The 26,745-nt window shown below is 33.1% G+C and carries 22 protein-coding genes and 1 tRNA gene; 16 read left to right on the top strand and 7 right to left on the bottom strand.

The features are described 5' to 3' along the window. Window positions 1-56 precede the first annotated feature (56 nt). Window positions 57-362: a 50S ribosomal protein L21 gene (gene rplU / locus N5D03_RS02870; protein WP_125349931.1), complete on the top strand. Its 306-nt coding sequence runs from the start codon at window positions 57-59 to the stop codon at window positions 360-362. A gap of 43 nt (window positions 363-405) precedes the next feature. Beyond that, complete coding sequence (rpmA, locus tag N5D03_RS02875) at window positions 406-663, top strand: 50S ribosomal protein L27 (RefSeq protein ID WP_038334883.1); 258 nt, start codon at window positions 406-408, stop codon at window positions 661-663. 77 nt (window positions 664-740) lie between these two features. Here rpmA and N5D03_RS02880 read toward each other — a convergent pair whose 3' ends face one another. The 3 genes from N5D03_RS02880 to N5D03_RS02890 form a co-directional block, all read right to left on the bottom strand. After that, entirely contained in the window at window positions 741-1,310 is a 570-nt protein-coding gene (locus tag N5D03_RS02880) for a hypothetical protein (RefSeq protein ID WP_180905673.1), read from the bottom strand. Between the two features lie 117 nt (window positions 1,311-1,427). Then, a complete protein-coding gene (gene thiL, locus N5D03_RS02885) occupies window positions 1,428-2,486 on the bottom strand; it encodes a thiamine-phosphate kinase (RefSeq protein ID WP_280050894.1) in 1,059 nt (352 codons plus the stop codon). 4 nt (window positions 2,487-2,490) lie between these two features. Then, window positions 2,491-2,997 (bottom strand): acyl-CoA thioesterase, encoded by a 507-nt coding sequence (locus N5D03_RS02890; RefSeq protein ID WP_114998316.1) that lies wholly within the window; start codon window positions 2,995-2,997, stop codon window positions 2,491-2,493. Window positions 2,998-3,162: 165 nt separating this feature from the next. On the opposite strand from N5D03_RS02890, the gene N5D03_RS02895 reads away from it, so the two are divergent. The 5 genes from N5D03_RS02895 to N5D03_RS02915 all read left to right on the top strand — a co-directional run bounded on the left by N5D03_RS02895 (window position 3,163) and on the right by N5D03_RS02915 (window position 9,165). After that, window positions 3,163-3,990: a universal stress protein gene (locus N5D03_RS02895; RefSeq protein ID WP_038334907.1), complete on the top strand. Its 828-nt coding sequence runs from the start codon at window positions 3,163-3,165 to the stop codon at window positions 3,988-3,990. A gap of 105 nt (window positions 3,991-4,095) precedes the next feature. Then, window positions 4,096-4,932, top strand: coding sequence for a universal stress protein (locus N5D03_RS02900; RefSeq protein WP_280037683.1), 837 nt, complete (start codon window positions 4,096-4,098; stop codon window positions 4,930-4,932). A 69-nt stretch (window positions 4,933-5,001) separates the two neighbouring features. Further along, window positions 5,002-6,213 (top strand): NAD(P)/FAD-dependent oxidoreductase, encoded by a 1,212-nt coding sequence (locus N5D03_RS02905; protein ID WP_280050895.1) that lies wholly within the window; start codon window positions 5,002-5,004, stop codon window positions 6,211-6,213. A gap of 138 nt (window positions 6,214-6,351) precedes the next feature. Then, entirely contained in the window at window positions 6,352-7,584 is a 1,233-nt protein-coding gene (locus tag N5D03_RS02910; protein WP_280050896.1) for an outer membrane protein transport protein, read from the top strand. Window positions 7,585-7,593: 9 nt separating this feature from the next. Beyond that, window positions 7,594-9,165, top strand: coding sequence for a G-D-S-L family lipolytic protein (locus tag N5D03_RS02915; RefSeq protein ID WP_280050897.1), 1,572 nt, complete (start codon window positions 7,594-7,596; stop codon window positions 9,163-9,165). A 69-nt stretch (window positions 9,166-9,234) separates the two neighbouring features. Here N5D03_RS02915 and fbp read toward each other — a convergent pair whose 3' ends face one another. Then, window positions 9,235-10,251, bottom strand: coding sequence for a class 1 fructose-bisphosphatase (gene fbp / locus N5D03_RS02920; protein ID WP_221854420.1), 1,017 nt, complete (start codon window positions 10,249-10,251; stop codon window positions 9,235-9,237). 193 nt (window positions 10,252-10,444) lie between these two features. Between fbp and N5D03_RS02925 the strand changes: the two genes are divergently transcribed. Both N5D03_RS02925 and N5D03_RS02930 read left to right on the top strand, forming a co-directional pair. Beyond that, the gene (locus N5D03_RS02925; protein WP_280050898.1) at window positions 10,445-11,686 is read left to right on the top strand and encodes an aspartate kinase; all 1,242 of its coding nucleotides are present in this window, start codon (window positions 10,445-10,447) and stop codon (window positions 11,684-11,686) included. After that, window positions 11,687-13,552 (top strand): lysophospholipid acyltransferase family protein, encoded by a 1,866-nt coding sequence (locus N5D03_RS02930; protein ID WP_280050899.1) that lies wholly within the window; start codon window positions 11,687-11,689, stop codon window positions 13,550-13,552. Window positions 13,553-13,628: 76 nt separating this feature from the next. Here the strand turns inward: N5D03_RS02930 and N5D03_RS02935 are convergent, their stop codons facing one another. Both N5D03_RS02935 and argH read right to left on the bottom strand, forming a co-directional pair. After that, window positions 13,629-13,847 carry a hypothetical protein gene (locus tag N5D03_RS02935; RefSeq protein ID WP_125349919.1) on the bottom strand — a complete coding sequence of 73 codons (219 nt, stop codon included), beginning with the start codon at window positions 13,845-13,847 and terminating at the stop codon, window positions 13,629-13,631. 225 nt (window positions 13,848-14,072) lie between these two features. Further along, a complete protein-coding gene (gene argH / locus N5D03_RS02940) occupies window positions 14,073-15,374 on the bottom strand; it encodes an argininosuccinate lyase (protein WP_280050900.1) in 1,302 nt (433 codons plus the stop codon). 718 nt (window positions 15,375-16,092) lie between these two features. Here argH and N5D03_RS02945 point away from each other — a divergent pair. After that, entirely contained in the window at window positions 16,093-18,855 is a 2,763-nt protein-coding gene (locus N5D03_RS02945; protein ID WP_219034265.1) for a bifunctional aconitate hydratase 2/2-methylisocitrate dehydratase, read from the top strand. A gap of 204 nt (window positions 18,856-19,059) precedes the next feature. Beyond that, on the top strand, window positions 19,060-21,324 hold the full coding sequence (locus N5D03_RS02950) for an aconitate hydratase (protein WP_125349916.1): 2,265 nt from the start codon (window positions 19,060-19,062) through the stop codon (window positions 21,322-21,324). Between the two features lie 142 nt (window positions 21,325-21,466). Here the strand turns inward: N5D03_RS02950 and N5D03_RS02955 are convergent. After that, window positions 21,467-21,539 (bottom strand) — tRNA-Phe (locus tag N5D03_RS02955). A gap of 247 nt (window positions 21,540-21,786) precedes the next feature. On the opposite strand from N5D03_RS02955, the gene N5D03_RS02960 reads away from it, so the two are divergent. The 5 genes from N5D03_RS02960 to N5D03_RS02980 all read left to right on the top strand — a co-directional run bounded on the left by N5D03_RS02960 (window position 21,787) and on the right by N5D03_RS02980 (window position 26,743). Further along, the gene (locus tag N5D03_RS02960; RefSeq protein ID WP_280050901.1) at window positions 21,787-23,067 is read left to right on the top strand and encodes an aromatic hydrocarbon degradation protein; all 1,281 of its coding nucleotides are present in this window, start codon (window positions 21,787-21,789) and stop codon (window positions 23,065-23,067) included. A gap of 17 nt (window positions 23,068-23,084) precedes the next feature. Further along, entirely contained in the window at window positions 23,085-23,669 is a 585-nt protein-coding gene (gene lptC / locus N5D03_RS02965; protein ID WP_257468087.1) for an LPS export ABC transporter periplasmic protein LptC, read from the top strand. A 114-nt stretch (window positions 23,670-23,783) separates the two neighbouring features. Further along, the gene (locus tag N5D03_RS02970) at window positions 23,784-25,943 is read left to right on the top strand and encodes a SurA N-terminal domain-containing protein (RefSeq protein ID WP_280050902.1); all 2,160 of its coding nucleotides are present in this window, start codon (window positions 23,784-23,786) and stop codon (window positions 25,941-25,943) included. A 142-nt stretch (window positions 25,944-26,085) separates the two neighbouring features. Further along, complete coding sequence (locus tag N5D03_RS02975; protein ID WP_219034263.1) at window positions 26,086-26,379, top strand: type II toxin-antitoxin system HigB family toxin; 294 nt, start codon at window positions 26,086-26,088, stop codon at window positions 26,377-26,379. Window positions 26,380-26,383: 4 nt separating this feature from the next. Further along, entirely contained in the window at window positions 26,384-26,743 is a 360-nt protein-coding gene (locus N5D03_RS02980) for a helix-turn-helix domain-containing protein (RefSeq protein ID WP_125349912.1), read from the top strand. Window positions 26,744-26,745 lie beyond the last annotated feature (2 nt).

Genomic DNA, 26,745 nt, shown 5'->3' on the forward strand with positions numbered 1-26,745 from the left:
TAAATTCAAAATTTTGATTATCTTTGCACTCAATTTTCATTTATAAACATTAATTTATGTACGCAATTGTAGAGATAGCAGGGCTTCAATACAAAGTTGAAAAAGACCAACAATTGTTTGTAAACCGTTTAGCTGGTGAAGCAGGTGACGAAGTAAAATTCGACCGTGTTTTATTAACAGATAACGGAGCAATCACTGTCGGCGCCCCAGTTATAGAAGGAGTTACCGTAGTAGCTAAAATCGTTGAACACGTGAAAGGAGACAAAGTAATCGTTTTCAAAAAGAAAAGAAGAAAAGGTTACCAAAAGTCTAACGGTCATCGTCAACAATTCACTAAAATTGAAGTAGCTTCAATCGGTTAAGATTGAGCTGAGATTAATTATTAACTCTTAAAAACAAAACGAAATGGCACATAAGAAAGGGGTCGGAAGTTCGAAAAATGGTCGTGAATCACATTCGAAACGTTTAGGTGTTAAAATTTTTGGTGGACAAGCAGCAATCGCTGGTAACATTATTGTTCGTCAAAGAGGTACTCAACATCATCCTGGTGATAATGTAGGAATCGGTAAAGATCACACATTATTCGCTTTAATTGACGGAAAAGTAGTTTTCACTAAAAAACGTAACGATAGATCTTACGTTTCAGTTGAACCATTATCTTAATTGATAATTCGACAGCGAAAATGCTAACAATATAAAAGCTCGAACTTATTGGTTCGAGCTTTTTTTGTTCTTAAAAACTAATCAATCCCTATAGCGTTTTCGTTATATACATCTTTTGATTTAAGATTAATTTTTATATTTTGTTTAAGTAACATTTCTCGAAGAGATTTTCTTCTGTACATTGGATCAATAAACTGTATAACTCCTTTTTTATCAAAAAATATTGCAAAAGTTGTTGGATTATATGAAAACATATTCTCAGAATCTAAAGTCTTTAATTCTTCTGATTTAACAGGTTTTAAAAATGAATATTTTTTAAAATTAATGTGATTAGAGTCAATAATTATAATAGAATAACCTTTATACTCAAATTGAGAATACTCATGGGGAGGAATAATAAAAGGAAGTTTTTTCTCATAAAACATAACTTCTATACCAAAATTTGAAAAATATATTTCTTTTTCTGGATCTGTTTTAGAAAGCTTCATTAATAAAAATTTATCCATTTTGTTGTTTTTAGAATCTTTTTCGCCTAATTCAATAAATACATCTATCGTTTTTTGAAGTTGTTTGTCTTTATAAACAGAATTGAATGTTGATGAACATGAACAAAAAAATAGAATAAATGAAAGTAAAAAGTATTTCATAACTAGTTAATTAATAGAACTAAAATACAACTTATTTCAACCAAAAAAGCACTCAATTCCTTGAATGCTTTTTTGATTTTATATTTGATGAGAAACTGAAATAAATTCAGTCTAAAACTACTCTTCGTCTTCCGTTTCAACTCCCCAACCTTGTGCAGTTAATGGAACCATTTGCTCACTTCCACGAGTAATCAAATAGTTTTCTTCGTTTTTACCAGTTACATGACCAATTACCGTTAAATGTGGATTTCCTTTGATTTTTTCAAAATCTTTTTGATCAATTGTAAACAATAATTCGTAATCTTCTCCACCGCTTAAAGCACATGTGATTGGATTGATTTTGAATTCTTCGGCTGTGCGAATAACAACAGAATCTAACGGGATTTTTTCTTCGTATATATTAATTCCAACACCACTTTCTTTTGAGATATGAATAATTTCAGAAGATAATCCGTCCGAAATATCAATCATAGAAGTTGGTTTAACTTTCAACTCTTTCAAAAGATTGATAATATCCAAACGCGCTTCAGGTTTTAATTGACGTTCAATTAAATATGAATAATTTTCGAAATCTGGTTGATTATTAGGATTCACTTTTGAAACTTGCGCTTCGCGTTCCAAAACTTGCAAACCAAGAAAAGAAGCACCTAAATCTCCAGAAAGAACAACCAAATCATTTTCCTTCGCACCATTTCTATAAGTCAAATCTTTTTCTGGAGCCGAGCCAATTGCAGTCATACTCAAAACAAGTCCGCTAACAGAAGAAGTTGTATCGCCTCCCACAATATCGATATTGTATTTATCGCAAGCGTATTTCATTCCGTTGTAAATTTCGTCCACAGCTTCTATCGTAAAACGATTCGAAATTGCCATCGAAATCAACAATTGTTTTGGAATAGCATTCATCGCCAAAATATCACTAATTGCCGTCACAACCGCTTTGTACCCCAAGTGACGTAAAGGCATATACGACCAGCTAAAATTTACGCCTTCTACTAACATATCAGTAGAAACCACAATTTTCTCTTTTTTATAATCAAGAACAGCCGCATCGTCACCAATTCCTTTGATAGAACTTTCTAATTTGATTGGAAAACCTTCTTTGATTTGGTTAATTAAACCAAATTCTCCAATTTCGGCTAAACTTGTTTTTGAAACGTTTTTATCTTCTAACATGATTTTATTTTTGAGTAAAGATTGAAGGATCTATATTTTCTGAACGAAAAGGTAAATTGATAATGTCCTGTTTCGACATTGTTTTGACGGTTTGTCCTTCAAATGATTTTTTAATATTTTCTAACATTTCTGTTGGTGGTGCTTGCATTTTTCTTTTCGACATCGAAAACCAAACACCTGTCAATTCAGAATGGCAAAGATGTACACCATCTTGGTTATATAAATTATGAATAAATTGATAAATCATTCCATCTTCCGACATTCCACCAATTTCTACCGAAATATAAATTTCTTCACCTTCCATAGCTTCCTTAAAAAAAGAAAATTGTTCGTGCAAAATAGCTGGTCCAATTCCATATTCCTCCAAATTTTTCATCGAAATGCCATAATCTCTCAAAAAAGCAATACGTGCAAAACTTGTAAAATTCATATACGAAGCGTTCGCTAAATGGCGATTAGCATCCAAATCTGACCATCGAATAATGGTTTTTTGAAAATATTTATTATTCATGAATTGAAAAATTATTTAAGGTACAAAGTTACGGATTACTATTTATACGAAAATGATAATATTTTTAATCATCGTAAATAATAAAAAACAATAAGATTTAACATCAAATTAAAATATAGATATTTAATAATTTGTATCTTTAAAAAGCTATTAAACAGACAGATTATGAAAAAAATATTATTTCCAACAGATTTTTCAGAAACAGCAAATAATGCGTTTTTGTATGCGTTAAATTTAGCCGAAAATCAAAATGCAGAATTATATGTTTTGCATGCTTTTCAGTATCCAATGGTAAGTGGAGGAATCGATGCTGGTATTTTGCAAGATGTTTATAATACAATTGAATTAAATAATTTCGAGAATTTAAAAGATCATATTCCGTTCTTGAGAAAAATGGCTGAGGACAATGGTTTTGCAAATGTTGATTTGAAATTTTTCGTAAAAGAAGGAATGCTTTCGTTTGTATTGCCAACATTTATCGAAGATGAAAAAGTGGATTTTGTAGTAATGGGAACGACTGGAAATACAGGATTTGATAAAGTCCTTTTTGGTTCGAATACGATGAATGCAATAAAACATCTTAAAATTCCGGTATTGAGCGTGCCAAATGGTTACGAATTCAAAGGAATAAATAATATTGGATTTACGACAATTTTCCAAGATAAAGACCGCAAAGCCTTAGATTATTTAACCGAAATTGCTTATCGCTATAAAGCAAAAGTGCATTGCTTACACGTTTCGAAAGATGGAAATTATGATATTCCGACGCTAAATCATTGGAAAGAATATTATAAAGATGAACCTGTAGATTTTTCTATCTATACTGCGGATGAATCTGTTGATGCAGTTTTGGAATTTATCAAAGAAGAAAAAATTGATTTGTTGACAGTAGTCAGCCGTAACAAAGGCTTCTTCGAGAAATTATTTTCACCAAGTTTTACAAAGAAAATTTTGACGCAACACAACGTGCCTTTGTTTGTTTTCCACGAATAAGATAATTTATACTGAATATACAAAGCTCAATCTGTAGAAATAGATTGAGCTTTTTTCGTGTTGAAATGAAATTATTCGTAACTTTTGAGTACAAAACACGAAAAGATGAAAAAAATATTGTTCCCAACAGATTTCTCAGAAACTGCCAATAACGCCTTCTTATATGCACTAAATCTTGCAAAAAGTATCGATGCACAAGTTTATGTGTTGCATGTTTACGAATTGCCAATGATTACTGGAAGTTTGAGTGCTGGATTGATTCAGAATGTATATGAAACGGTAGAATTAGGAAGTTTCGATAACTTTAAAGATAATATTCCGCAACTAAGACAAATTGCTGATGATAATGGTTTGAATGAAATTCCAATCAAATTTATTTTAGAAGAAGGAAATTTCTTATACATTCTACGCGAAATTATTGGTGAAGAAAGCGTTGATTTTGTAGTGATGGGAACGGATGGAAATTCAGGAATTGAGAAAATGCTTTTCGGTTCGAATACGATAAATGCGATTACATCGATGAAAGTTCCGATTCTTAGTGTTCCGCACGGAATGTCTTTCAAAGGATTTAAAAATATTGGTTTTACGACTGTTTTTGATCAAAAAGATAAAGATGCGTTGAAGTATTTGATTGAGATTGCAAATCGTCATCATGCAAAAATTCATTGTATGCACGTTTCGAAAGACGGAAAATTTAATCAACAAGCGATGAAAGATTGGCAAGATCAGTTTGCTGGAGATCCAATTGTATTCGAAGTTTATCATGATGCAGATCCTGTAAATGCGGTGTTGGATTTTATCAAGGAAAAACAAATCGATTTGTTGACGGTTGTGAGTCGCAATAAAGGGTTTTTTGATAAAATTTTTTCACCAGGATTTACAAAGAAAATTGCAAATAAAAATATTACACCTTTGTTCGTTTTTCATGAACAAAAAGTTTAGAAGGAGATGTGAAAACATTTCCTTTTTTTATCAAAAATTCTGTTAAAAATAAAACTTTACCTTTGTCTCGTGAAAAGAATAGCCATAGTAGGAGGTGGTGCCGCAGGATATTTTGTTGCTGCAAACCTTGGAAAAACTGTAGGACAACAAACTATATTGTTTGAACAAGCAAATTTACCGCTTCAAAAAGTACGCATTTCGGGCGGAGGAAGATGTAATGTTACGCATGCATGTTTTGATCCGCTTGATTTGGTCGAGTTTTATCCGCGTGGAAGAAAGGAATTATTAAGTGTTTTTTACACGTTTCAACCGGGTGATACAATGGCTTGGTTTGATGAGCGCGGAGTAGAATTGAAAATAGAAGACGATAACCGTATTTTTCCAGTTAGCGATTCTTCACTTTCGATTATAGAGGCTTTGACAAAAGCGGTTGATAAAAATAAAGTTCAGCTTAATTTCTCAGACGGTGTGCAAGAAATTAATAAAGTTGATGGTGGTTATGAATTGATAACAAAATCAGGAAAACATTTTTTCGAAACGGTGATTGTGACAACAGGAAGTACGCCTAAATTTTGGAAAAGTTTGAAAAATATAGGTTTGAAAATCGTTCAACCAGTTCCTTCTTTATTCACGTTTAATTGCAAAGATCCTCGAATTGAAGGATTGATGGGAATTTCTTTCGATAATGCTGAAGTCAAAATCAATCAACAAAAATTAGAAGAAGAAGGTCCGTTACTAATTACGCATTGGGGATTTAGTGGACCAGCGATTTTGAGATTATCGGCTTGGGGTGCTTTAAAATTGAATGAAAGCAATTATAAATTCGAAGCTGAAATTAACTTTGTGAATCAATCCAAAGATGAAGTGATTTCTTTCTTAAATGATAAGAAACAGGCTGATGCAAAAAAGAATGTTCATAAGAATAACCCGTTCGATTTTCCGAAACGTTTTTGGTTCAGTATTCTAAATTATTGCCGTGTAGATGAAAACAAAGTGTATGCAGATTTATCAAAGAAACAAGTGGAAGCAATTGCGATTGAATTGACACAAGGAATGTATCAGATAAATGGAAAAAGTACATTCAAGGATGAATTTGTAACAGCTGGAGGGGTAGATTTAAAAGAAATTGATTTTCATTCGATGCAAGCGAAAAAGCTACCGCATTTATTTTTAGCAGGAGAAGTGTTAAATATTGATGCTATTACAGGAGGATTTAATTTTCAGGCATGTTGGTCTGAAGGATACATTATATCTGAAAAAATTAAAGAAATTTATCAATAGTGTATATTTTACACAAGTATTATTATGGCTGAAAGCCTTAAGAATAAAGATTTTTTTAAAATTTATTATGTTAACATAACATTATTATAAAATTATGTTATTTTTGTTAGAAGGTATTATTAAAAACGAACAAAAAATATGAAGAAAATTTTCTTAACATTAGCATTTATCGGCTTATCTACATCTGCATTTGCAGGAGGTTACCGTGTTGCTTTACAGGGAGTTCGCCAAGCTGCTTTGGGAGGAACTTCTGCGACGCAGACTCGTGATGCGAGTGTGGCGTTTTATAACCCTGCCGGATTAGCTTTCGTAGACAGTAAATTGAGTATTGCTGTCGGAGGTTTTGGTGTGAAAACTGACGTAAAATGGCAAGACCCGACAACTTTGCAAAAAGCTGAAACGGATAGTAAATTGGGAACACCAATGTATTTAGCGGTGAGTTACAAACCTGTTGATGACTTAGCGGTAGGGATAAGCGTAACGACACCGTTTGGAAGTTCGGTTACCTGGCCGGAAGATTGGCAGAATAAAGCGAATATCACGCATATTGACTTGAAAGCATTCAATATTCAGCCAACGGTTGCATATCGTTTTTCTGATTGGTTTAGTTTGGGGGTAGGTTTCATTTATACACACGGAACAGCTAAATTAGAGAAAGTGCAAACAGTTGCTGGAAATGATATTAAACTTAAATTAGAGGATAAAGATGCTCATGGTTTAGGATTTAATGTTGGAGCAATGTTCAAGCCAACAGATAAATTTGGAGTTGGAATTGCATATCGTTCTAATGTAGATATTTCTGCAAACAAAGGTGATGTTACATGGTCGAATGTTCCTTCTGGAATTGCATCTAATGTACCTTTCAATACAGATAAATGGAATACAACTTTACCGTTACCATCTGAGTTTACATTTGGAATGTCGTACAAAGTTTTACCACAATTAGAACTTTTTGGAGATGTAGTTTGGCAAAACTGGACACGTTACAAAAGTTTAGATATCAATTTATATAATGATGCTTCTAATACTTTCTACACATCATCTTCTACGAAAAACTGGAAAGACAATACATTATTCCGTTTTGGAGCTGAATATACATTCAATGATATGATTGTAGGACGTGTTGGGTATTACCACGATAAATCACCTGTTCCGGCAGCATACTGGTCTTCAGAAACACCAAGTTCTAATTTAAACTCTGTTTCTGCAGGTTTAGGATTTAAATTTAACAATGGATTTTATTTAGATCTGTTTGGTTCTTATGTACAGGGAGATGAGAGACATATTGACAACATCGAGCAAAACTTCTCAGGAGATGTGAAGATGCGTGCAATTAACTTTGGTTTAGGACTAACGTATAACCTTAAATAACACTACAACATGAAACATTTAAATAAAATAGTATTAGTTGCTTTAGCTGCTACGATGTTTAGCTGTGATCAGGATTTTGACAATCCGGTTGAAGACATTAAAGTAACAGCAGGTGAAGCTGACTTTCAAAAATATATTGCGTTAGGAAACTCGTTAACTTCTGGTTATAGAGACAATGCATTGTACCGTTCTGGTCAAGAAAATTCTTATCCGAATATGTTAGCCGGATTAATGAAAGCTGCAGGTGGAGGAGAATTTACAACTCCTTATATGCCAAATGATACAGGTGGATTTACAGATTTACCTGGCTTTCCGGGAAAATTAAGTTTACAAATAGTAAATGGAGCTTTAACTCCTGTGCCAAGTGCTCCCGGAGCGGCATTGGATTTTTTAGCGGATAAAGGAAAATTCCAAAATATGGGAGTTCCAGGTGCTAAGTCTTATCATTTAGTTGCGCCAGGTTATGGAAATCCAGCAGGCTTAAAAACTGATCCAGCAACAGCGAATCCTTATTTTGTACGTTTTGCAAGTGGTGCGACAACTTCTGTAGTTGCAGATGCAGTTGCTCAAAAGCCAACATTTTTCTCTTATTGGATTGGGAACAATGATGTATTAGGTTATGCAACATCTGGAGGAGTTGGAGTAGATCATAATGAAACAAATAATGTTGATCCAAGAACTTATGGAAGTAATGATATTTCTAATGTAAATGTGGTAAAATCTACAATTAATGATGGATTAAAAGCATTAACATCGGTAGGAGCAAAAGGAGTTATTGCAAATATTCCTTCTGTAACATCTATTCCATATTTTACAACGGTTCCATACGCACCTTTATCACCAGCAAATCCAAGTTTTGCACCAATGATTGATGAATTGAATGCAACTTATGCAGGATTAAATCAAGTATTTGATGCAGTTGGTGCTTCAGAAAGAAAAATTTCTTTTTCTAAGACTGCTGCAAGTGCTGTAGTAATTAAAGATAAAGATTTAGCGGATTTATCAACAACGATTACTGCTGCATTAATTAAAGCAGGATATGATACTGGTACTGCAACTTTGTTTGGAATTACTTATGGACAAGCTCGTCAAGCAACAGCAAAAGATTTATTGGTTTTGACTTCTTCATCTGTAATTGGAAAAGTTGACACAAATAGAGTTGCAGAATTAATGAAGTTAGGGTTAACTCAAGAAGAAGCTGGTAAATTAGCAGTAGTAGGTGTTAGTTATCCAATGACAGATAATTATGTATTAACAGCAAAAGAAACTGCGAAAGCAGAAGCAGCTGTAGTTAAATACAATGCAGCAATTGCTGAATTAGCAACTGCTTATAATTTAGCTTTAGTTGATACATATTCTGAAATGAAAAAATTAAGTTCTCAATCAGGGATTAAATATTACGGACAAACATATACAACAACTTTCGTTTCTGGTGGAGCGTTCTCATTAGATGGAGTTCACTTAACAGGAACTGGATATGCAATTGTCGCAAATATGTTTGCTGATGCAATCAATAAAAAATATCATTCAACTTTAAGACATGTTTACCCAGGGAATTATCCAGGTATTGCAATTCCTTAATTGGATGTTTAGATAATAAAAAATCCGCTCATCGAGCGGATTTTTTATTATTTATGTTTTTTGAAATGATTATTTCAATTCTTCATTTCGCATAAATTCTTCTGCTTTTTCGACCATATTTTTCGATCCGCAAAAGAAAGGAATACGTTGGTGTAATTCTGTAGGTTCAATATCCATAATGCGTTGGAAACCGTCAGAAGCTTTTCCTCCTGCTTGTTCCGCGATAAAAGCCATCGGGTTGCATTCGTACAATAAACGTAATTTTCCGTTCGGATTATTTGTTCCAGAAGGATAAATATAAATTCCTCCTTTCAGCATGTTACGGTGAAAATCTGAGCATAAAGAACCAATGTAACGAGAAGTATAAGGACGATCTTCTTCATCTGCCTGACAGTATTTGATGTAATTTTTAACCCCTTGAGGGAATTTTACATAATTACCTTCGTTAACTGAATAAATGTGTCCATCTTCTGGAATACACATATTTGGATGAGATAAATAGAACGTTCCGATTCCTGGGTTTAATGTAAATCCATTTACACCATTTCCTGTTGTGTAAACCAACATTGTCGATGTTCCGTAAATCACATATCCCGCAGCAACTTGCTTGTTACCTGGTTGTAAAAAATCTTCTTTTGTAACAGGTGTTCCAGGTTCAGAAACACGGTGGTAGATAGAGAAAATTGTTCCAACAGAAACATTTACGTCGATGTTTGATGAGCCATCAAGTGGATCAATCAACACAACATATTTACTGTTTTTTGAATTTTTTGAAGGTTGAATCGCGATAAAATCTTCGTTTTCTTCCGAAGCAATACCACAAACAACTTCGCGTTGCGACAACGTTTCGATAAACGTATCGTTTGCGAAAACATCTAATTTTTGTTGTTTTTCTCCTTGGACATTTTCATTTCCGAATTCGCCTAAGATATTTACAAGTCCTGCTTTGTTTACTTTATAATTAACAACTTTTGTAGCTAATTTAATAGAACTCAGTAATCTAGATAATTCTCCGGATGAGTAAATAAAATCTGCTTGATTTTCTATGATAAACTCTCCAAGAGTTTGATGAGAATTTGTATTCATAATTATGTTTTGCTGGTCAAATATCGGAATAATAACTCAATTTTATATCATTTCAAACGTTTGAAATTAATCTAAATACGTGAAAATCATCATTCAAATTTATTTTTTATTTTAATTAAAATCGGTCAACATATAAAGTGTAGTTTGGTTATATTTGCAAGTTAAATATTTACAAAAAAAAGTTTTTATAGAAATGAAAGTTTTCAAATTCGGTGGTGCTTCGGTGAAAGATGCAGCCGGCGTTAGAAATGTTGCGAGTTTATTGCAATCTGTTGGTTACGAAAATACATGTATCATTGTTTCTGCTATGGGCAAGACAACAAATGCATTGGAAGAGGTAGTCAAACGCTATTTTGAAAAACAAGATTTCGAAAAAACAATTAACGAAGTAAAAGAACAGCACATTGCTTTAGCGACAGAATTATTTGATAATCCAGCTGAGGTTTCTAACGAAATTTCACAATTTTTTGATGATATCGTCTCGTTTTTAAGACGTAACAAATCACCAAATTATAGCTATGTATACGATCAAGTGGTTTGTTGTGGAGAGTTAATTTCGACAAAAATCATTAGTATGTATCTTAATTCGATACAAATTAATAACGAATGGTTAGATGTTCGCGATTATATCAAAACAGATAATACATATCGTGAAGGAAAAGTAAATTGGACATTAACAGAAGAAAGTATTAAACGTTTACCAAACACAGGTTTATTTATTACACAAGGTTTCTTAGGTTCTGATCCTAACTTTTTCACTACAACTTTAGGACGTGAAGGTTCAGATTATTCTGCGGCAATTTTTGCATATTGTTTAAATGCGGATAGCATGACGATTTGGAAAGATGTTCCAGGAGTTTTGAATGCTGATCCTCGTTATTTCGAGAATGCAGAGTTGTTAAATCATATTTCTTATGAAGAAGCGATAGAATTGGCGTATTATGGTGCATCTGTTATTCACCCGAAAACGTTACAGCCGCTTCAACAAAAAGAAATTCCTTTCTTCGTAAAATCATTTATTAATCCTACAGAAGCAGGAACAGAGGTAGCGAAAGGTCAACCATTAGATCCAAAAGTACCTTGTTTTATCCTAAAAAGAGAGCAACATTTGATTCGTTTATCAAGTAAAGATTTCTCTTTTATTACAGAAGATAAATTGAGCGGAATTTTCAATAAACTATATGATTATCAAATCAAAGTAAATTTGATGCAAAATTCAGCAATTTCATTATCTTTATGTTTGGAGGATAAATATGACAACTTAGAAAAGTTTGTTGCAGATATGAACGAAGAGTATAAAGTGCAGGAAGAAAACAATGTTTTATTGTACACAATTCGCCATTTCGATGCAGATTCTGACAAAGTTGTTTCAAAAGAAAAAGAATTATTGCGACAAACAGTGCGCGAAACATTACAAATAGTTGTTAAAGCTTAAATGAGTTTAATCACGACACAAGATATCTATTCAGCTTCGGGTCTTTCTAAAATTGGTGTTTTAGGAAAACCTGTGGCTTGGGCATTGAAAAAAATTTTCAGTATAGATCAGTTAAACGATTTGTACAATCGTGGAAAGCATTTGCAATGCGAACCTTTTTTGGATTATTTGATTGATGATTTAGGAATGGATTACGAAATCCATGAAGAAGATTTGAAACGTATTCCAAAAGAAGGACCTTTTATTATTATTTCTAATCATCCGCTTGGTGCGTTGGACGGAATTATTTTGATGCATTTTATGTCAAAAATTCGTCCTGATTTCAAGGTGATGGGTAATTTTTTATTGCAAAAAATTAAACCATTAGAACCGATGATTATCCCAGTTAATCCTTTCGAAACTCGTAAAGATGCTTACAGTAGCCTTTCAGGAATGCGCGATGCGTTAAAATTGTTAAGAGCTGGAGGTTGTTTAGGAATTTTTCCTGCGGGCGAAGTTTCTTATCGTGATGAAGATAGCAAGATTATCGACAGAGAATGGCAAGAATCAGCGATGAAGTTGATCAAAAAAGCGAAAGTTCCTGTTGTTCCAATGTTTTTCAGAGCACGAAATAGTAATATTTTTTATCGTGTGGCGAAGATTCATCCAGATTTTCAAACGGCAATGTTGCCAGCTGAAATGATGAAGAAAAGAACACGTCCAATTCAGATTCGTATTGGAAAACCAATTTTACAGAAACAACAAGACGAGCATGTGTCTATAGAAGATTATTCTGAGTTTTTGAGAAAGAAAACGTACATGCTTTCGTCATATTACAAACAAAAAAGAAGTTTAACTCAAGTCTTGAAAAACCCTTCGAATATTGAGTTGAAAATTCCGAATTTACCAAGCTTATCTTCTTCTAACAAAAAGGTTAAGCCGATTATTTCGGAAACTGCTTTAGGCTTATTAATTCAAGATATTGAGACTTTACGAAAAGATGAACAAGCATTATTATTTACGAATAATAATTACGAATGTTTCTTTTCTACAGCTCAACAAATTCCAAATATATTAAGAGAAATTGGTCGTTTACGCGAGATAACTTTCCGTGCAATTGGTGAAGGTACAAATGATGAAATTGACCTTGATCGCTTCGATAATCATTATCATCATTTATTTTTATGGGATAAGGATACCAATAAAATTGTTGGAGCATATCGTATGGCGATTGGTTCTGAGGTATACGAAAAATATGGAATTAATGGATTTTATGTTCATGAATTATTCAATTTTGATCCAGAAATTCATCCTTTCTTCAAGAAATGTATCGAAATGGGACGTGCTTTCGTTTCAGCTGAGTATCAACAAAAACCGATGCCATTGTTTTTATTATGGAGAGGAATTGTGCATGTCACGTTGAGAAATCCAAATCAGAAATTTATTATTGGAGGAGTGAGTATTAGTAATCAGTTTTCTGATTTCTCAAAATCGTTGATGATCGAATTTATGAAATCTCATTATTATGATTCTACTGTAGCGCAATATGTGAGAGCAAAAAATGAATTTAAAGTTAAGCTGAAAGAGGAAGATAAAGAATTTATTTTCGATGAATCTGAAGCTGATTTGAATAAGTTTGACAAATTAATCGATGAGCTTGAGCCAAATATGTTGCGTTTGCCAGTTTTGATCAAAAAATATATTAAACAAAATGCAAAGGTTATTGCTTTCAATGTTGATCCAAAATTTAATGATGCAATTGATGGCTTAATGTATATTAGAGTTTCTGATATTCCAGAATCTACTGTTCGCCCTGTTTTAGAGGATATTCAAGCAGAACTTGATAAAAAAATACAATCAGGAAAATTTGACGGAAATCTACTTTAAGATTCATGATGAATTTATAACATAAAAAATGCGCTCAACCTAGTTGAGCGCATTTATATTTTAGCTTCGCTATAAATTATTTAGCAACTGCTGTAGAATCTGCTGCTGGAGCTGCTACTGCTGCTGAATCAGCTACTGGAGCTGCTGCAGAGTCAACTACTGCTGAATCAACTACTGCTGTAGCTGAATCTGTAGCTGGTGCTTCTTCTACTGGTGCTTCTTCAGTTTTCTCTCCACAAGATACTGCTCCTAATGATAAAGCTGCTACTGCAACTACTGCGAAAAATTTTTTCATCTTTTTAAATTTTAATCGATTAATTTGATATGTCAAAGTTAGAATGATTTTGACCTGATATAATAAAAAATGATTGTAATTATTTTGTAAAACACTTTTTATTTTACAAAAAACAATATATCAATTATTTAAACGTTGAAATTTTCCGAAATTATAAAATTTATAGAACAAAAAAATCCTCAATTTCTATAATTTTGAGGATGATTTTTGACTTATTACAAGTGTTTATTTTAAAACTTGTGCTTCTAATTTGAATTTTTCGATTTTATTTGAAATTAAATCCAATCTCAAATTATGAATACTTCCGATATGCGAAGTCTGAAATTCTTTGTGTGGTATATATGTTCCATTTTCTACAGATAAACCAACTTCTTTGTAAGCATCACGGAAAGGTGTTCCATTCTTAATCGCTTCATTAATATTTTCAACGGTATAAATCGGATCATATTTATCCTGATTCATATAGTTATCTTTAATCTGAAGTTGAGGAATCGCAAATGTTAAGATGTCAATAATATTATCAAATTGCATCATTGGTTCGAATAATATTTCTTTCAATATTTGATAATCACGGTGATATCCACTTGGAAGATTATTGATCGTCATCATAATATCATTCGGCAACGCCTGAATTCTATTGCAATGCGCACGAGTTAACTCAAACACATCTGGGTTTTTCTTGTGCGGCATAATCGATGAACCTGTTGTCATTTCGTTTGGCAACTTCACAAAAGCTAAATCTTGTGAATTGTATAAAACCAAATCGTACGACATTTTAGACAACGTTCCACAAATCATTGCCAAAGCTGTTGCGACAGATTTTTCTGTTTTTCCACGAAGCATTTGTGCACCAACAGAAGAAACTAAGATTTCTGAAAAACCTAATTCTTGTGTTGTTTGCAAACGATCAATTGGGAAACTTGTTCCGAAACCTGCACCAGAACCCAAAGGATTTTGATCAGAAATTTTATATGCAGCCTCAAAAAAGTATAAATCCGTCAACAAACTTTCTGCATATGCCGAAAACCACATTCCAAAACTACTTGGCATTGCCGCCTGAAAATGTGTGTATCCTGGTAATTGATGATTCTTGAATTCGTCTGCTTTTTGTAAGAAAATCTCAATTAAATTGACAATTTTTTCAGTTGTATGTTTTAAATACTCTTTCTTAAAAAGTTGAATTGCAACCAAAACTTGATCATTTCGAGAACGTGCAACGTGAATTTTTTTTCCAGCATCGCCAGTTTTTTCAATTAAATAAGCTTCAATTTTTGAATGTATATCTTCGAAATTTTCGTCGACTTCGAAATTATTTTCCGCAATCAGAACCAAAACTTCATCCAAAGCAATTTGCAACGCATCATTTTCTTCATTGGTAATCAAACTTGTTTTTGCCAGCATATTTGCCTGCGCTTTCGACGCTAATGCATCGTATTTCGCAAGATGAGCATCTAATTCTCTGTCTTTTCCAACAGTAAATTTTTCGATTTTATCATTAATGGTAAAACCTTTATCCCAAAGTTTCATATCTATAATAATGAATTAAGGGCGCAAAGTTAGTAAAAAGTTGCATAATATCTCATTAAACTTGTATAATTATTAATAATCATAAATATTTATTCATATTGAATATTTTTGATTGTTTTTTGAGAATGTTTAGACGATTGATAGCATTTTGAAAGATTGATTATTGAATGTTTATTAATATTTCGAAATAATTCAATTTCGTAAAAAAATGACCCAAAAATTATGGAGTTGATATTTTAAGAACCTTTTAATTTTTAACTTCTATTTATTTACGTTTAAAACATTGTTAAAGTGAAATTTAGACCTTTTTTATAATAATTCTAAATTATTGAAATATAACTAAAATATATCATTCTTTGATGAAAAATCTTTACTATAAACGTAATTTTGTGTACCAATTTATAGCTAAACGCGTATTTGTTTAGATGATTGTTAATGTAAGTTTTAGAATAAAACTCTGACTCAAATGCTTATGAGTGTTGAGTTTGTGTGAGTTAAATGATTAAAAATTACCCTTCGAAAAAATTACATACTTAGTTTGTATTCTGATAACAGTGGTTACCTATGCCAAAAATGATTTTTGTTGAAAATAATTTTTGCATAAGATGTGACGATACAGCGAAGTGTTATTATATAATTCATTTTGATTGGATGAAATCAGGTGTAAGTAGCTTGGTTTTAAACAATCTTTAATATTAAAAAGAAAAGATAGATAATTATGAGTCTTTACCAAGAGTATCTTAACGAGATTGAAGAAAGAAAAGGTCAAGGTTTACATCCAAAACCAATTGATGGTGCAGAATTACTAAGTGAAATCATTAATCAAATTAAAGATGTTAACAACGAATACCGCGAGGATTCTGTTAAATTCTTTATCTATAACACGTTGCCAGGAACAACTTCTGCTGCAGGTGTAAAAGCAAAATTTTTAAAAGAGATTATTTTAGGAGAAGCTACAGTTGCTGAAATTACACCAACATTTGCATTCGAATTGTTATCTCACATGAAAGGAGGACCATCTATCGAGGTTCTTTTGGACTTAGCTTTAGGAAATGATGAAGCAATTGCAAAACAAGCTGCTGAAGTTCTTAAAACACAAGTTTTCTTATACGATGCAGATACAGCTCGTTTAGCTGATGCTTTTAATGCAGGAAATGTAATCGCAAAAGATATTTTAGAAAGTTATGCAAAAGCAGAGTTCTTTACAGAATTGCCAGCAGTTGCAGAAGAAATTAAAGTAGTAACGTACATCGCTGCTGAGGGTGATATTTCTACGGATTTATTATCTCCAGGTAACCAAGCGCACTCTCGTTCTGATAGAGAATTGCACGGTCAATGTATGATTACACCTGCTGCTCAAGCTGAAATTAAAGCGTTACAAGCGCAACATCCAGATGCTTCTGTGATGTTAATCGCTGAAAAAGGTACAATGGGAGTAGGTTCTTCTCGTATGTCAGGTGTTAACAACGTGGCTTTATGGACAGGAAAACAAGCATCGCCTTACGTTCCTTTCGTAAATATTGCGCCAATTGTTGCAGGTACAAACGGAATTTCTCCAATTTTCTTAACAACTGTTGATGTAACAGGAGGTATCGGAATCGATTTGAAAAACTGGAAAAAACAAGTTGATGCAAACGGAGATGTGGTTCGTAACGAAGCGGGGGATCCTGTTTTAGAAGAAGTTTATTCAGTTGCTACAGGTACTGTTTTAACAATCAATACAAAAACGCAAAAATTATACAACGGAGATCAAGAGTTAATTGATATTTCAAGATCATTGACTCCTCAAAAAATGGAATTTATCAAAGCGGGTGGTTCTTACGCAATCGTTTTTGGTAAAAAAATCCAAACATTTGCTGCTCAAACTTTAGGTATCGAAGCTCCTGTGGTTTTCGCTCCTTCAAAAGAGATTTCAAATGATGGTCAAGGTTTAACTGCGGTTGAAAAAATCTTCAATAACAATGCGGTTGGATCTACTCCAGGAAAAGTTTTACATGCTGGTTCTGACGTTCGTGTTAAAGTAAACATCGTAGGTTCTCAGGATACAACTGGTTTGATGACATCGCAAGAGTTAGAAGCAATGGCTGCTACAGTGATTGCTCCAACAGTAGATGGTGCTTATCAATCAGGATGTCACACAGCTTCAGTTTGGGATAAAAAAGCACAAGCAAATATTCCTAAATTGATGAAATTTATGAATGATTTCGGTGTAATTACAGCGCGTGACCCTAAAGGTGAATATCATGCAATGACTGACGTTATCCACAAAGTATTGAATGATATCACGATTGACGAATGGGCAATCATTATTGGTGGTGACTCACACACACGTATGTCTAAAGGTGTTGCTTTCGGTGCCGATTCAGGTACGGTAGCTTTAGCTTTAGCAACTGGTGAAGCGTCTATGCCAATTCCGGAATCTGTAAAAGTAACATTCAAAGGAGAGATGAAACAACACATGGATTTCCGTGATGTGGTTCACGCTACTCAAGCTCAAATGTTGAAACAATTTGATGGTGAGAATGTATTCCAAGGTCGTATCATCGAGGTACACATCGGTACATTATTAGCGGATCAAGCGTTTACATTTACAGACTGGACTGCAGAAATGAAAGCGAAAGCATCTATCTGTATTTCTCAAGATGATACATTAATCCAATCGTTAGAAATTGCAAAATCTCGTATCCAAATCATGATCGAGAAAGGAATGGATAACAAAAACCAAGTATTACAAGGATTAATCGACAAAGCTAACAAACGTATCGAAGAAATTAAATCGGGTGCTAAACCTGCTTTAACTCCAGATGCAAATGCTAAATATTATGCGGAAGTTGTAATTGACTTAGATATTATCGAAGAGCCAATGATTGCCGATCCAGACGTAAACAATGCTGACGTTTCTAAACGTTATACACACGACACCATCCGCGATTTAACTTACTATGGAGGTGATAAACACGTAGATTTAGGTTTCGTAGGTTCTTGTATGGTTCACAAAGACGATTTAAAAATCGTTTCTCAAATGTTACGTAACGTAGAAAAAGCGAATGGTAAAGTTGAGTTTAAAGCTCCTTTAGTTGTTGCTGCACCTACTTACAACATTATCGACGAATTGAAAGCGGAAGGTGATTGGGAAATGTTACAAAAATACTCAGGATTTGAGTTTAGCGATTTATTACCAAAATCTACTGCACGTACAGAATACGAAAACATTATGTACTTAGAGCGTCCTGGTTGTAACTTATGTATGGGTAACCAAGAAAAAGCAGCAAAAGGAGATACAGTAATGGCGACATCTACACGTTTATTCCAAGGTCGTGTGGTTGAAGACCGTGATGGTAAAAAAGGAGAATCTTTATTAGCATCAACTCCAGTAGTTGTTTTATCAGCGATTTTAGGACGTATTCCTTCTATCGAAGAGTACAAAACTGCAGTTGAAGGTATTAACTTAACAAAGTTTAAACCAATTTCAATGAACTAATTGTTTGTAGAAAATGATATAATAAAGGCTAACATTTCGGTGTTAGCCTTTTTTTGTGATAAATATATAATATTGCAAATAAATAAGTTAGAATTGTTTTAAATAAGATTATTAGCACGGTAAAGAGTTAGTAGTTTACAAATAATTCAGTATATTGGGGTATGTTTTTTGATAAATTAAAACCAATTAAATAAATCAATTATTATGGCATTTGATATAAATATGATTAAAGGCGTTTATGCAAAAATGCAAGAACGTGTAGATGCTGCGAAAGCCATCGTAGGTCGCCCTTTGACTTATTCAGAGAAAATTTTATATGCTCACTTGTTTGACGGAAAACCTACACAAGCGTATACAAGAGGAGAATCTTATGTAGATTTTGCGCCAGATCGTGTAGCAATGCAAGATGCAACTGCTCAAATGGCTTTGTTGCAATTTATGCAAGCTGGAAAAACCAAAACGGCTGTTCCTTCTACGGTTCACTGTGATCACTTGATTCAAGCTAAAGTTGGTGCAAAAACCGATCTACAAGAGGCAATCAATAAATCTTCAGAAGTATTTAATTTCTTAGAATCAGTTTCGAATAAATATGGAATTGGATTCTGGAAACCAGGAGCAGGAATTATTCACCAAGTAGTTTTAGAAAACTATGCATTTCCAGGAGGAATGATGATTGGTACCGATTCTCACACGCCAAATGCAGGTGGATTAGGAATGGTAGCAATTGGTGTTGGTGGTGCTGATGCTGTTGATGTAATGTCTGGAATGGCTTGGGAATTAAAAATGCCAAAATTAATCGGAGTTAAATTAACGGGTAAATTATCTGGTTGGGCTGCTCCAAAAGACGTTATTTTAGAAGTTGCTGGACGTTTAACTGTAAAAGGTGGAACAGGAGCAATTGTAGAGTATTTTGGAGAAGGAGCAGAGTCTTTATCTGCAACAGGTAAAGGAACAATTTGTAATATGGGTGCAGAAATTGGAGCAACAACTTCAATCTTCGCTTATGATGATGCTTCAGAAAGATATTTAAGAGCGACTGATCGTAATGATGTTGCTGATGCTGCAAATGCTCACAAATCTTATTTACGTTCTGATGATGAAGTTTATGCAAATCCAGAAAACTTCTATGATCAATTAATTGAAATTAACTTATCTGAATTAGAGCCTCGTTTGAATGGTCCTTTTACGCCAGATTTAATGACACCAGTTTCTAAAATGAAAGAAACTGCTGCAGCTAATGGTTGGCCTTTAGATGTAGAATGGGGATTAATAGGGTCTTGTACAAACTCTTCTTACGAAGATTTAACACGTGCAGCTTCGATTGCGCAACAAGCTTTAGATAAAGGTTTAGAAGTGAAATCATCTTTTGGAATTAATCCTGGTTCTGAGGTAGTTCGTTATACTGCGGATCGTGATGGTTTATTAAAAACTTTCGAGGATTTAGATGCGGTTATCTTTACAAATGCTTGTGGACCTTGTATTGGTCAATGGGATCGTGAAGGTGCGGATAAAGAAGAAAAAAATACAATCGTTCATTCATTCAACCGTAATTTCAAAAAACGTGCGGACGGAAATCCAAATACATATGCTTTCGTAACATCGCCTGAAATGGTTGCGGCGATTGCAATTTCTGGACGTTTAGATTTTAATCCATTAACAGATAAATTAATCAATAAATTTGGTGAAGAAGTAATGTTAGATGCTCCAAAAGGAGAGGAATTACCAACAAAAGGTTATGCTTATGAAGATAATGGATATCAAGCACCTGTAGAAGATGGTTCTCGTGTAGAAGTGATCGTAAATCCAAATTCTGAGCGTTTACAATTATTAGAAGGTTTCAAACCTTGGAATGGTGAAAATATTACTGGAGCTAAATTATTAATCAAAGCATTTGGTAAATGTACAACTGACCATATTTCTATGGCTGGACCTTGGTTACGTTTCCGTGGACACTTAGATAATATTTCGAATAATACATTGATTGGTGCCGTAAATGCATTCAACCAAGAAACAAATTCAGTTAAAAATCAATTAACAGGAGAATACGGACCAGTTCCAGATACTGCACGTGCATATAAAGCGGCAGGTGTACCTTCTGTAATTGTTGGTGACGAAAACTATGGAGAAGGTTCTTCTCGTGAGCATGCGGCGATGCAACCACGTCATTTAGGAGCTGTTGCAGTTTTAGTACGTTCTTTTGCACGTATCCACGAAACAAATCTTAAAAAGCAAGGAATGTTAGCGTTGACATTTGCTGACAAAGCAGATTATGATAAAGTACAAGAAGATGATACAATCAACTTTATTGATTTAACGGAATTTGCGCCAGAAAAACCTTTAACAATCGAGTTTGTTCATGCAGATGGATCTAAAGATTTAGTTGTAGCAAATCATACATACAATACACAACAAATTGAATGGTTCAAAGCTGGTTCAGCATTAAATTTAATTAAAGCGCAACAAGCGTAATAATTATTTCAACATAAAAAGTAAAAGCCGATGTATTTCTACATCGGCTTTTTTTAATTGAAAATATTTTTTTAAGATATTATTAACATTTGAAATACTAAAACAAAAAAAACCTCAATCATTTGATTGAGGTTTTAAGCAGTGGTGCCTCCAGGAATCGAACCAGGGACACAAGGATTTTCAGTCCTTTGCTCTACCAACTGAGCTAAGGCACCGCCTTAATTGTGATGCAAATATAGAGCGAAAATCCGTTCTACCAAACATTATTTAAAATATTTTTTAGACGAAAAAGCTATCTTGTTCATTTACCGAGAAATAAATTTTAAAATATTTTTATCTTTGCAAAAAATGAGTGGTTTTAATATTTTAATAGAGATTTAACAACTCATTTTTGCAATCTAATTTTTACAATTCGCAACAAATCATCATATTTGCGTCTTAGAATTCTATTATACATTCATAATGAAGTGGATTATTTGTAGTTTATCACTATTTAGCGTGGTAACAATAAAAGCTCAGTCAATATCAGTTTCACCTTATTCGGCATACGGAGTAGGGGAGCAATTGTTTGATAATAATACTGAACAAGCTGGTATGGGCGGTATCTCAACGGTTCCTACGAATCCTTTTGGACAAAGTGCGAATTTTTCGAATCCTGCAGCAAACCAAAACTTGCGTATGACAACTTTCAATGCAAGTGGAAGTGGAACTAATTATAATTTCAAATCTGGAACAGATAAAGAAAATGCAGGTCGTTTCAATGTTTCTAATATTTCATTGGCTTTTCCAGTTGGTGAAAAAGGAAGTTTCGGAGTTGGTTTTCAACCTTACACAGCGTTGGGATATGATATTATGAATACTTCTGAGAAAAATAATATAAAACAAGCTGTTCAATTAAAAGGTAATGGAGGTCTTAATAGTATTCATGCTTTTTACTCTAGAAACTTAGCAAAAGGCTTTTCTTTAGGTTTACGTGTTAATTATTTATTTGGAGAGTTGACTCGTCATGAGGTATTAGCTATAGATGGAGCTAGTTTAGCAGTAGATTATAGTAATAAATCTAATTATAGAGGTGCTCAATTTACTTTAGGTTCTATGTATGCAAAAAAAATAGGTAAAGTTCATAATCTTAATATTGGAGCAACTTATACAGTAGGAACTAATCTTAGAACAGATTATACTGATTTAACTACTACATATACATATGTAGGAACTACTCAGTCTTCTTTAGATACTATTTCAATTGCTAGAAATAGTAATGCAAAAACAAAGCTGCCTCAAACTTTTGCTTTAGCTACATCTTATTCTAAAGATAATAGTTGGTCTTTGGCTTTAGAGGCAAAGTATAATACTTGGTCTGATTTTAAACAACCATTTCTAAACAATAATACAGCTGCTCTTAATACAAAATATAAGAATAACATACGATTAGCACTTGGAGGATATTGGGTGCCTGATTTCAATAGTTATAAAAGCTATTTTGATCGTGTAACATACCGCGGAGGATTATATTATCAATCAGCGCAATATTCTATATATGGAACTGATGTAGACTCTTATGGAGCAACTGTAGGTATTGGTTTGCCAATTGGAAAACAAAATGATGGCTCTATGATGAATATTTCGTTAGAGTACGGACAAAAAGGAAAAACAACAAACAACTTAATCAAAGAAAATTATTTAGGAGTTAAAGTTGGATTTGATATTAACGATATTTGGTTTAGAAAAAGAGTTATTGACTAATTTTGGACAAACAAAAATTGTATAAAAAAGCAAACGAAAAAGTTTTAATTAAACCGAGTATTGTATTTGGTCTGATTAGCGTTTTCGTTTTGCTTTTTTCTTGTAAAAAAGAACTTCCTCCTATCAGTAAAAAGAAGGTAGAATTCCCAACACGCACACTTATCAATGCAAATATTATCAACAAAGATTCTGGAAGAATTTCGGGTAATTTGCGTTCACCATTAATCGAAGAATATACAACCGTAGATTCTCCTTACACGATTTTTAGAAAAGGTTTAAACCTTGACTTTTATCAAAAAGGAAGTGTGAAACCAGGTTATTTTCAGGCAGATTGGGGAAGATTAAGTGATGTAACAGGAATCTACGAATGTAGAGGAAATGTAATTATCGTAAATGAGAAAGGTGATTCGTTGAAAAGCGAGCAATTATTTTGGAATAAGAAAAATAAAACAGTTTATACATCGAAAGAAGTTTACTTAATTAGCAAGGAAGGCGATTCGTTAACAGCGAAAAACGGTTTGCAAGCTACTGACGATTTAGAAACCTATACTTTATTCAATAATCAAGGATTTAAGTATGTTGATGATAATCAAAAATTCTAAAGAGCGTTAAAAAAATTAACAAAAAAGCGCATACTTGTCGCTTCTTCTATTTTATTATTCAATGTATTGTCGTATTTTCGCCACCTATTATAGAAATAACATTAAAATAAAACAATGGCAGTTTTAGGAGAAATTCGTAAAAAAACTTGGCTGATCTTCGTGGTAATCGGAGTTGCAATGTTAGCTTTCGTTGCAGGAGATTTATTCGGAGAGAATTCAAAAATAAAACAATTATTTACTGGAGATCCGTCTGTAGTTGGTACAGTGAACGGAGAACCTATTGGTATTGCAGAATATCAGAGTGCGTACGATCAAACACAAAAGATGTACGAAAATCAAGGTCAAACTGCAACTCCAAATCAAATTGCTCAACAAACTTGGAACAGCTTAGTTAGTCAGAAAGTGTTGAAACAACATGCTGAAAAATTAGGTTTAAAAGTTTCTGATGATGAATTTTGGAGCTATACAGCTCAAAACTTCGGAATGGCATCTGGTGCAGAAGCACAACAACAGATTGCTCAATTAGAAGCGAATGCGGCATCAAGCCCAGAAGCGCAACAACAATATAGAGGTTGGTTGCAAACTGCTGAACAAATAAAATTACAGATTTTATCTCAAAAATATTTTGGTTATGTAATGGCTGGTACAGCGGTTACAGGTAAAGAAGCGGATATTCAACAAGGATACAATATTTCGAATGCAAATATTCAGTATGCATTTGTTGATTATGCAACTTTGGCTAAAAAATTAAATGTAAAAGTAACAGACGAAGAAATTTCTGCTTACGAAGCGAAATATCCAAAATTGTTCAAAGCAGAAGGTTTAGTAAAATTAAGTTACACTTATTTCCCTGCTGGAGCTTCGACTGCTGATGACGCTGTTGCTTTAGCAAACATCAAAAAGTATCTGTCAACTCAAATTGTTCATGACGAAGTAAACAATGTTACAGATACAATTGCAGCATTTGGTTCTGCAAAAAGTGATTCGGTTTATGTGACTCAAAATTCTGAGAAACCATTTATTCCAAATTATTTTACAAAAGCAGAATTGGAACAAGCTCAATTAGGACCAGAAGCTACAAACTTCTTGAAAACTGCTACAGTTGGACAAATTGGTGGACCTTTCAAAATTGGAAATACATACCAATTATACAAACTTTCGAAATCGAAAGAAGTAAAAGATTCTGTAAAATCTAGTCACATCTTAGTTTCTTATACAGGAAGTGCTGCTGGAAACGGAGTAAAACGTACAAAAGACGAAGCAAAAAAATTAGCTGAGCAAATTTTAGCTGAAGTAAAAGCTAATCCAGCTTCTTTTGGTGAAGTAGCTTCAACAAAATCTGATGATAAATCATCTGCTGTACAAAAAGGAAGCATTGGTTGGGTTGGAAAAAACAATCAATTAGATCAAACTTACAATGGATTTATTTTTACAAAACCAGTTGGAACAGTTGATTTGGTAGAATCTCAATTTGGGTTCCATATCATCAAAGTTGATGATGCGAAAAACAAAACAGCTTATCAAGTTGCAAACATTGTAAAAACAATTGAGCCTTCTAAAGCGACAACAGAAAAAGCATTTACAAATGCAAGAACATATGTTCAGAATGTTGAAGGAAAATCATTGAATGATTTCAAAAATACTGCGAAAAAAGGTGGTTATTTAAATAATACAACAGAAGGTATTGAGCGTTATGCTGCGATTGGTCAAGATATTCCAAACGATCAGGACGGAGATATCTTAAAATGGGCTTTTGGCAAGAAAACAGATAAAGGGGCAACAAACTTGTTTACATCTTCTACAGGAGATTACATCGTTGTTCATTTAGTTGAAAAATTTGACAAAGGTTTGGCGCATCCAAGTGTTGTTCGTCAATATGTAGAGCCAGTTTTGATGCACGAAAAAGTTGCTAAATTGGTTGACGAGCAAGTTGCGAATGGTGGATTGAATGCTTTTGCTTCTAAATTTGGAGCGAAAAAAGGAAATGCTACGGTTAACTTCTCTAATTCTAATTTAACTGGAATTGGTTTAGAGCCTAAAGTTGTAGGAGCTGCGTTTGGTGTAAAACCAAATCAATCTTCTAAAGCGATTGCAGGTAATGCTGGAGTTTTCTACATTATTCCTTCAAATCAACAAATTCAAAAGAATCAAAAAGGTTCAATGATTTTGGATAATTTAAACCGTCAATTACAAGGACGTTTCCAACAAACATTGTTACAATCATTGATTCAAGCTGCTGATGTGGTAGATAACCGTGACAGAGCTTTACGTTAAGATTTAAATTTCTTATAATAAAAAACGCCCAAACTAAAAGTTTGGGCGTTTTTTTTGATATATTTTTAAAACAGTTTTCGTAATTATAAACATAAATTTCCCATTTCGGGAAATAATTTATAACTTTATCAAAATAAAATAATTGAGAGTCATAGCTAGAAAAATATTACGAGAATTTTGGGAAAAACATTCTGATTGCGAACAGCAATTAAAATCGTGGTATCAAGAAGCTGAAAAAGGAACTTGGAAAAGTTTGAACGAATTGAAAAATGAATATCCAAGTGCAAGTATTTTAGAGGAAAATAGAGTTTGTTTTAACATAAAAGGAAATAATTATAGGTTAATTGTAAAAATTAATTTTAATTATCAAATGATGTGGATTCGATTTATAGGGACTCACGCTGAATATGATAAAATAGACGCAAATAAAATTTAAGATAATGAGATTAAAACCTATAAAAACAGAACAAGACTATCTTCAAGCTTTAAATAGACTTGAAGTGATTTTTGATGCAATTCCTGGATCTAATGAAGGAGATGAATTAGAAATTTTAGGCATTTTAATAGAAAAATACGAATCTGAAAATTTTCCAATTGAACTTCCAGATCCAATTGAAGCAATTAAATTTAGAATGGAACAACTTAATTATTCGCAAAATGATTTGGCTGAAATAATAGGTTTGAAAAGTAGAGCGAGTGAAATTTTAAATAGAAAGAGAAAGTTATCATTAGAAATGATTAGAAAACTGAATGAAAAACTTCATATTCCGTCAGAAGTTCTAATTCAAGCATATAAATAAAA

Origin of the sequence: Empedobacter sp. GD03861, from assembly GCF_029840885.1 — a bacterium.
In the GTDB taxonomy this organism is placed as follows: Bacteria; Bacteroidota; Bacteroidia; order Flavobacteriales; family Weeksellaceae; genus Empedobacter; species Empedobacter falsenii_B.

What these genes read in the sequence shown, in the direction of transcription:
- rplU (WP_125349931.1), top strand. Translation starts at nt 57, where the DNA reads ATGTACGCAATTGTAGAGATAGCAGGGCTTCAATACAAAGTTGAAAAA.
- rpmA (WP_038334883.1), top strand. Translation starts at nt 406, where the DNA reads ATGGCACATAAGAAAGGGGTCGGAAGTTCGAAAAATGGTCGTGAATCA.
- N5D03_RS02880 (WP_180905673.1), bottom strand. Translation starts at nt 1,310, where the DNA reads ATGAAATACTTTTTACTTTCATTTATTCTATTTTTTTGTTCATGTTCA.
- thiL (WP_280050894.1), bottom strand. Translation starts at nt 2,486, where the DNA reads ATGTTAGAAGATAAAAACGTTTCAAAAACAAGTTTAGCCGAAATTGGA.
- N5D03_RS02890 (WP_114998316.1), bottom strand. Translation starts at nt 2,997, where the DNA reads ATGAATAATAAATATTTTCAAAAAACCATTATTCGATGGTCAGATTTG.
- N5D03_RS02895 (WP_038334907.1), top strand. Translation starts at nt 3,163, where the DNA reads ATGAAAAAAATATTATTTCCAACAGATTTTTCAGAAACAGCAAATAAT.
- N5D03_RS02900 (WP_280037683.1), top strand. Translation starts at nt 4,096, where the DNA reads ATGAAAAAAATATTGTTCCCAACAGATTTCTCAGAAACTGCCAATAAC.
- N5D03_RS02910 (WP_280050896.1), top strand. Translation starts at nt 6,352, where the DNA reads ATGAAGAAAATTTTCTTAACATTAGCATTTATCGGCTTATCTACATCT.
- N5D03_RS02915 (WP_280050897.1), top strand. Translation starts at nt 7,594, where the DNA reads ATGAAACATTTAAATAAAATAGTATTAGTTGCTTTAGCTGCTACGATG.
- fbp (WP_221854420.1), bottom strand. Translation starts at nt 10,251, where the DNA reads ATGAATACAAATTCTCATCAAACTCTTGGAGAGTTTATCATAGAAAAT.
- N5D03_RS02925 (WP_280050898.1), top strand. Translation starts at nt 10,445, where the DNA reads ATGAAAGTTTTCAAATTCGGTGGTGCTTCGGTGAAAGATGCAGCCGGC.
- N5D03_RS02930 (WP_280050899.1), top strand. Translation starts at nt 11,687, where the DNA reads ATGAGTTTAATCACGACACAAGATATCTATTCAGCTTCGGGTCTTTCT.
- N5D03_RS02935 (WP_125349919.1), bottom strand. Translation starts at nt 13,847, where the DNA reads ATGAAAAAATTTTTCGCAGTAGTTGCAGTAGCAGCTTTATCATTAGGA.
- argH (WP_280050900.1), bottom strand. Translation starts at nt 15,374, where the DNA reads ATGAAACTTTGGGATAAAGGTTTTACCATTAATGATAAAATCGAAAAA.
- N5D03_RS02945 (WP_219034265.1), top strand. Translation starts at nt 16,093, where the DNA reads ATGAGTCTTTACCAAGAGTATCTTAACGAGATTGAAGAAAGAAAAGGT.
- N5D03_RS02950 (WP_125349916.1), top strand. Translation starts at nt 19,060, where the DNA reads ATGGCATTTGATATAAATATGATTAAAGGCGTTTATGCAAAAATGCAA.
- N5D03_RS02960 (WP_280050901.1), top strand. Translation starts at nt 21,787, where the DNA reads ATGAAGTGGATTATTTGTAGTTTATCACTATTTAGCGTGGTAACAATA.
- N5D03_RS02970 (WP_280050902.1), top strand. Translation starts at nt 23,784, where the DNA reads ATGGCAGTTTTAGGAGAAATTCGTAAAAAAACTTGGCTGATCTTCGTG.
- N5D03_RS02980 (WP_125349912.1), top strand. Translation starts at nt 26,384, where the DNA reads ATGAGATTAAAACCTATAAAAACAGAACAAGACTATCTTCAAGCTTTA.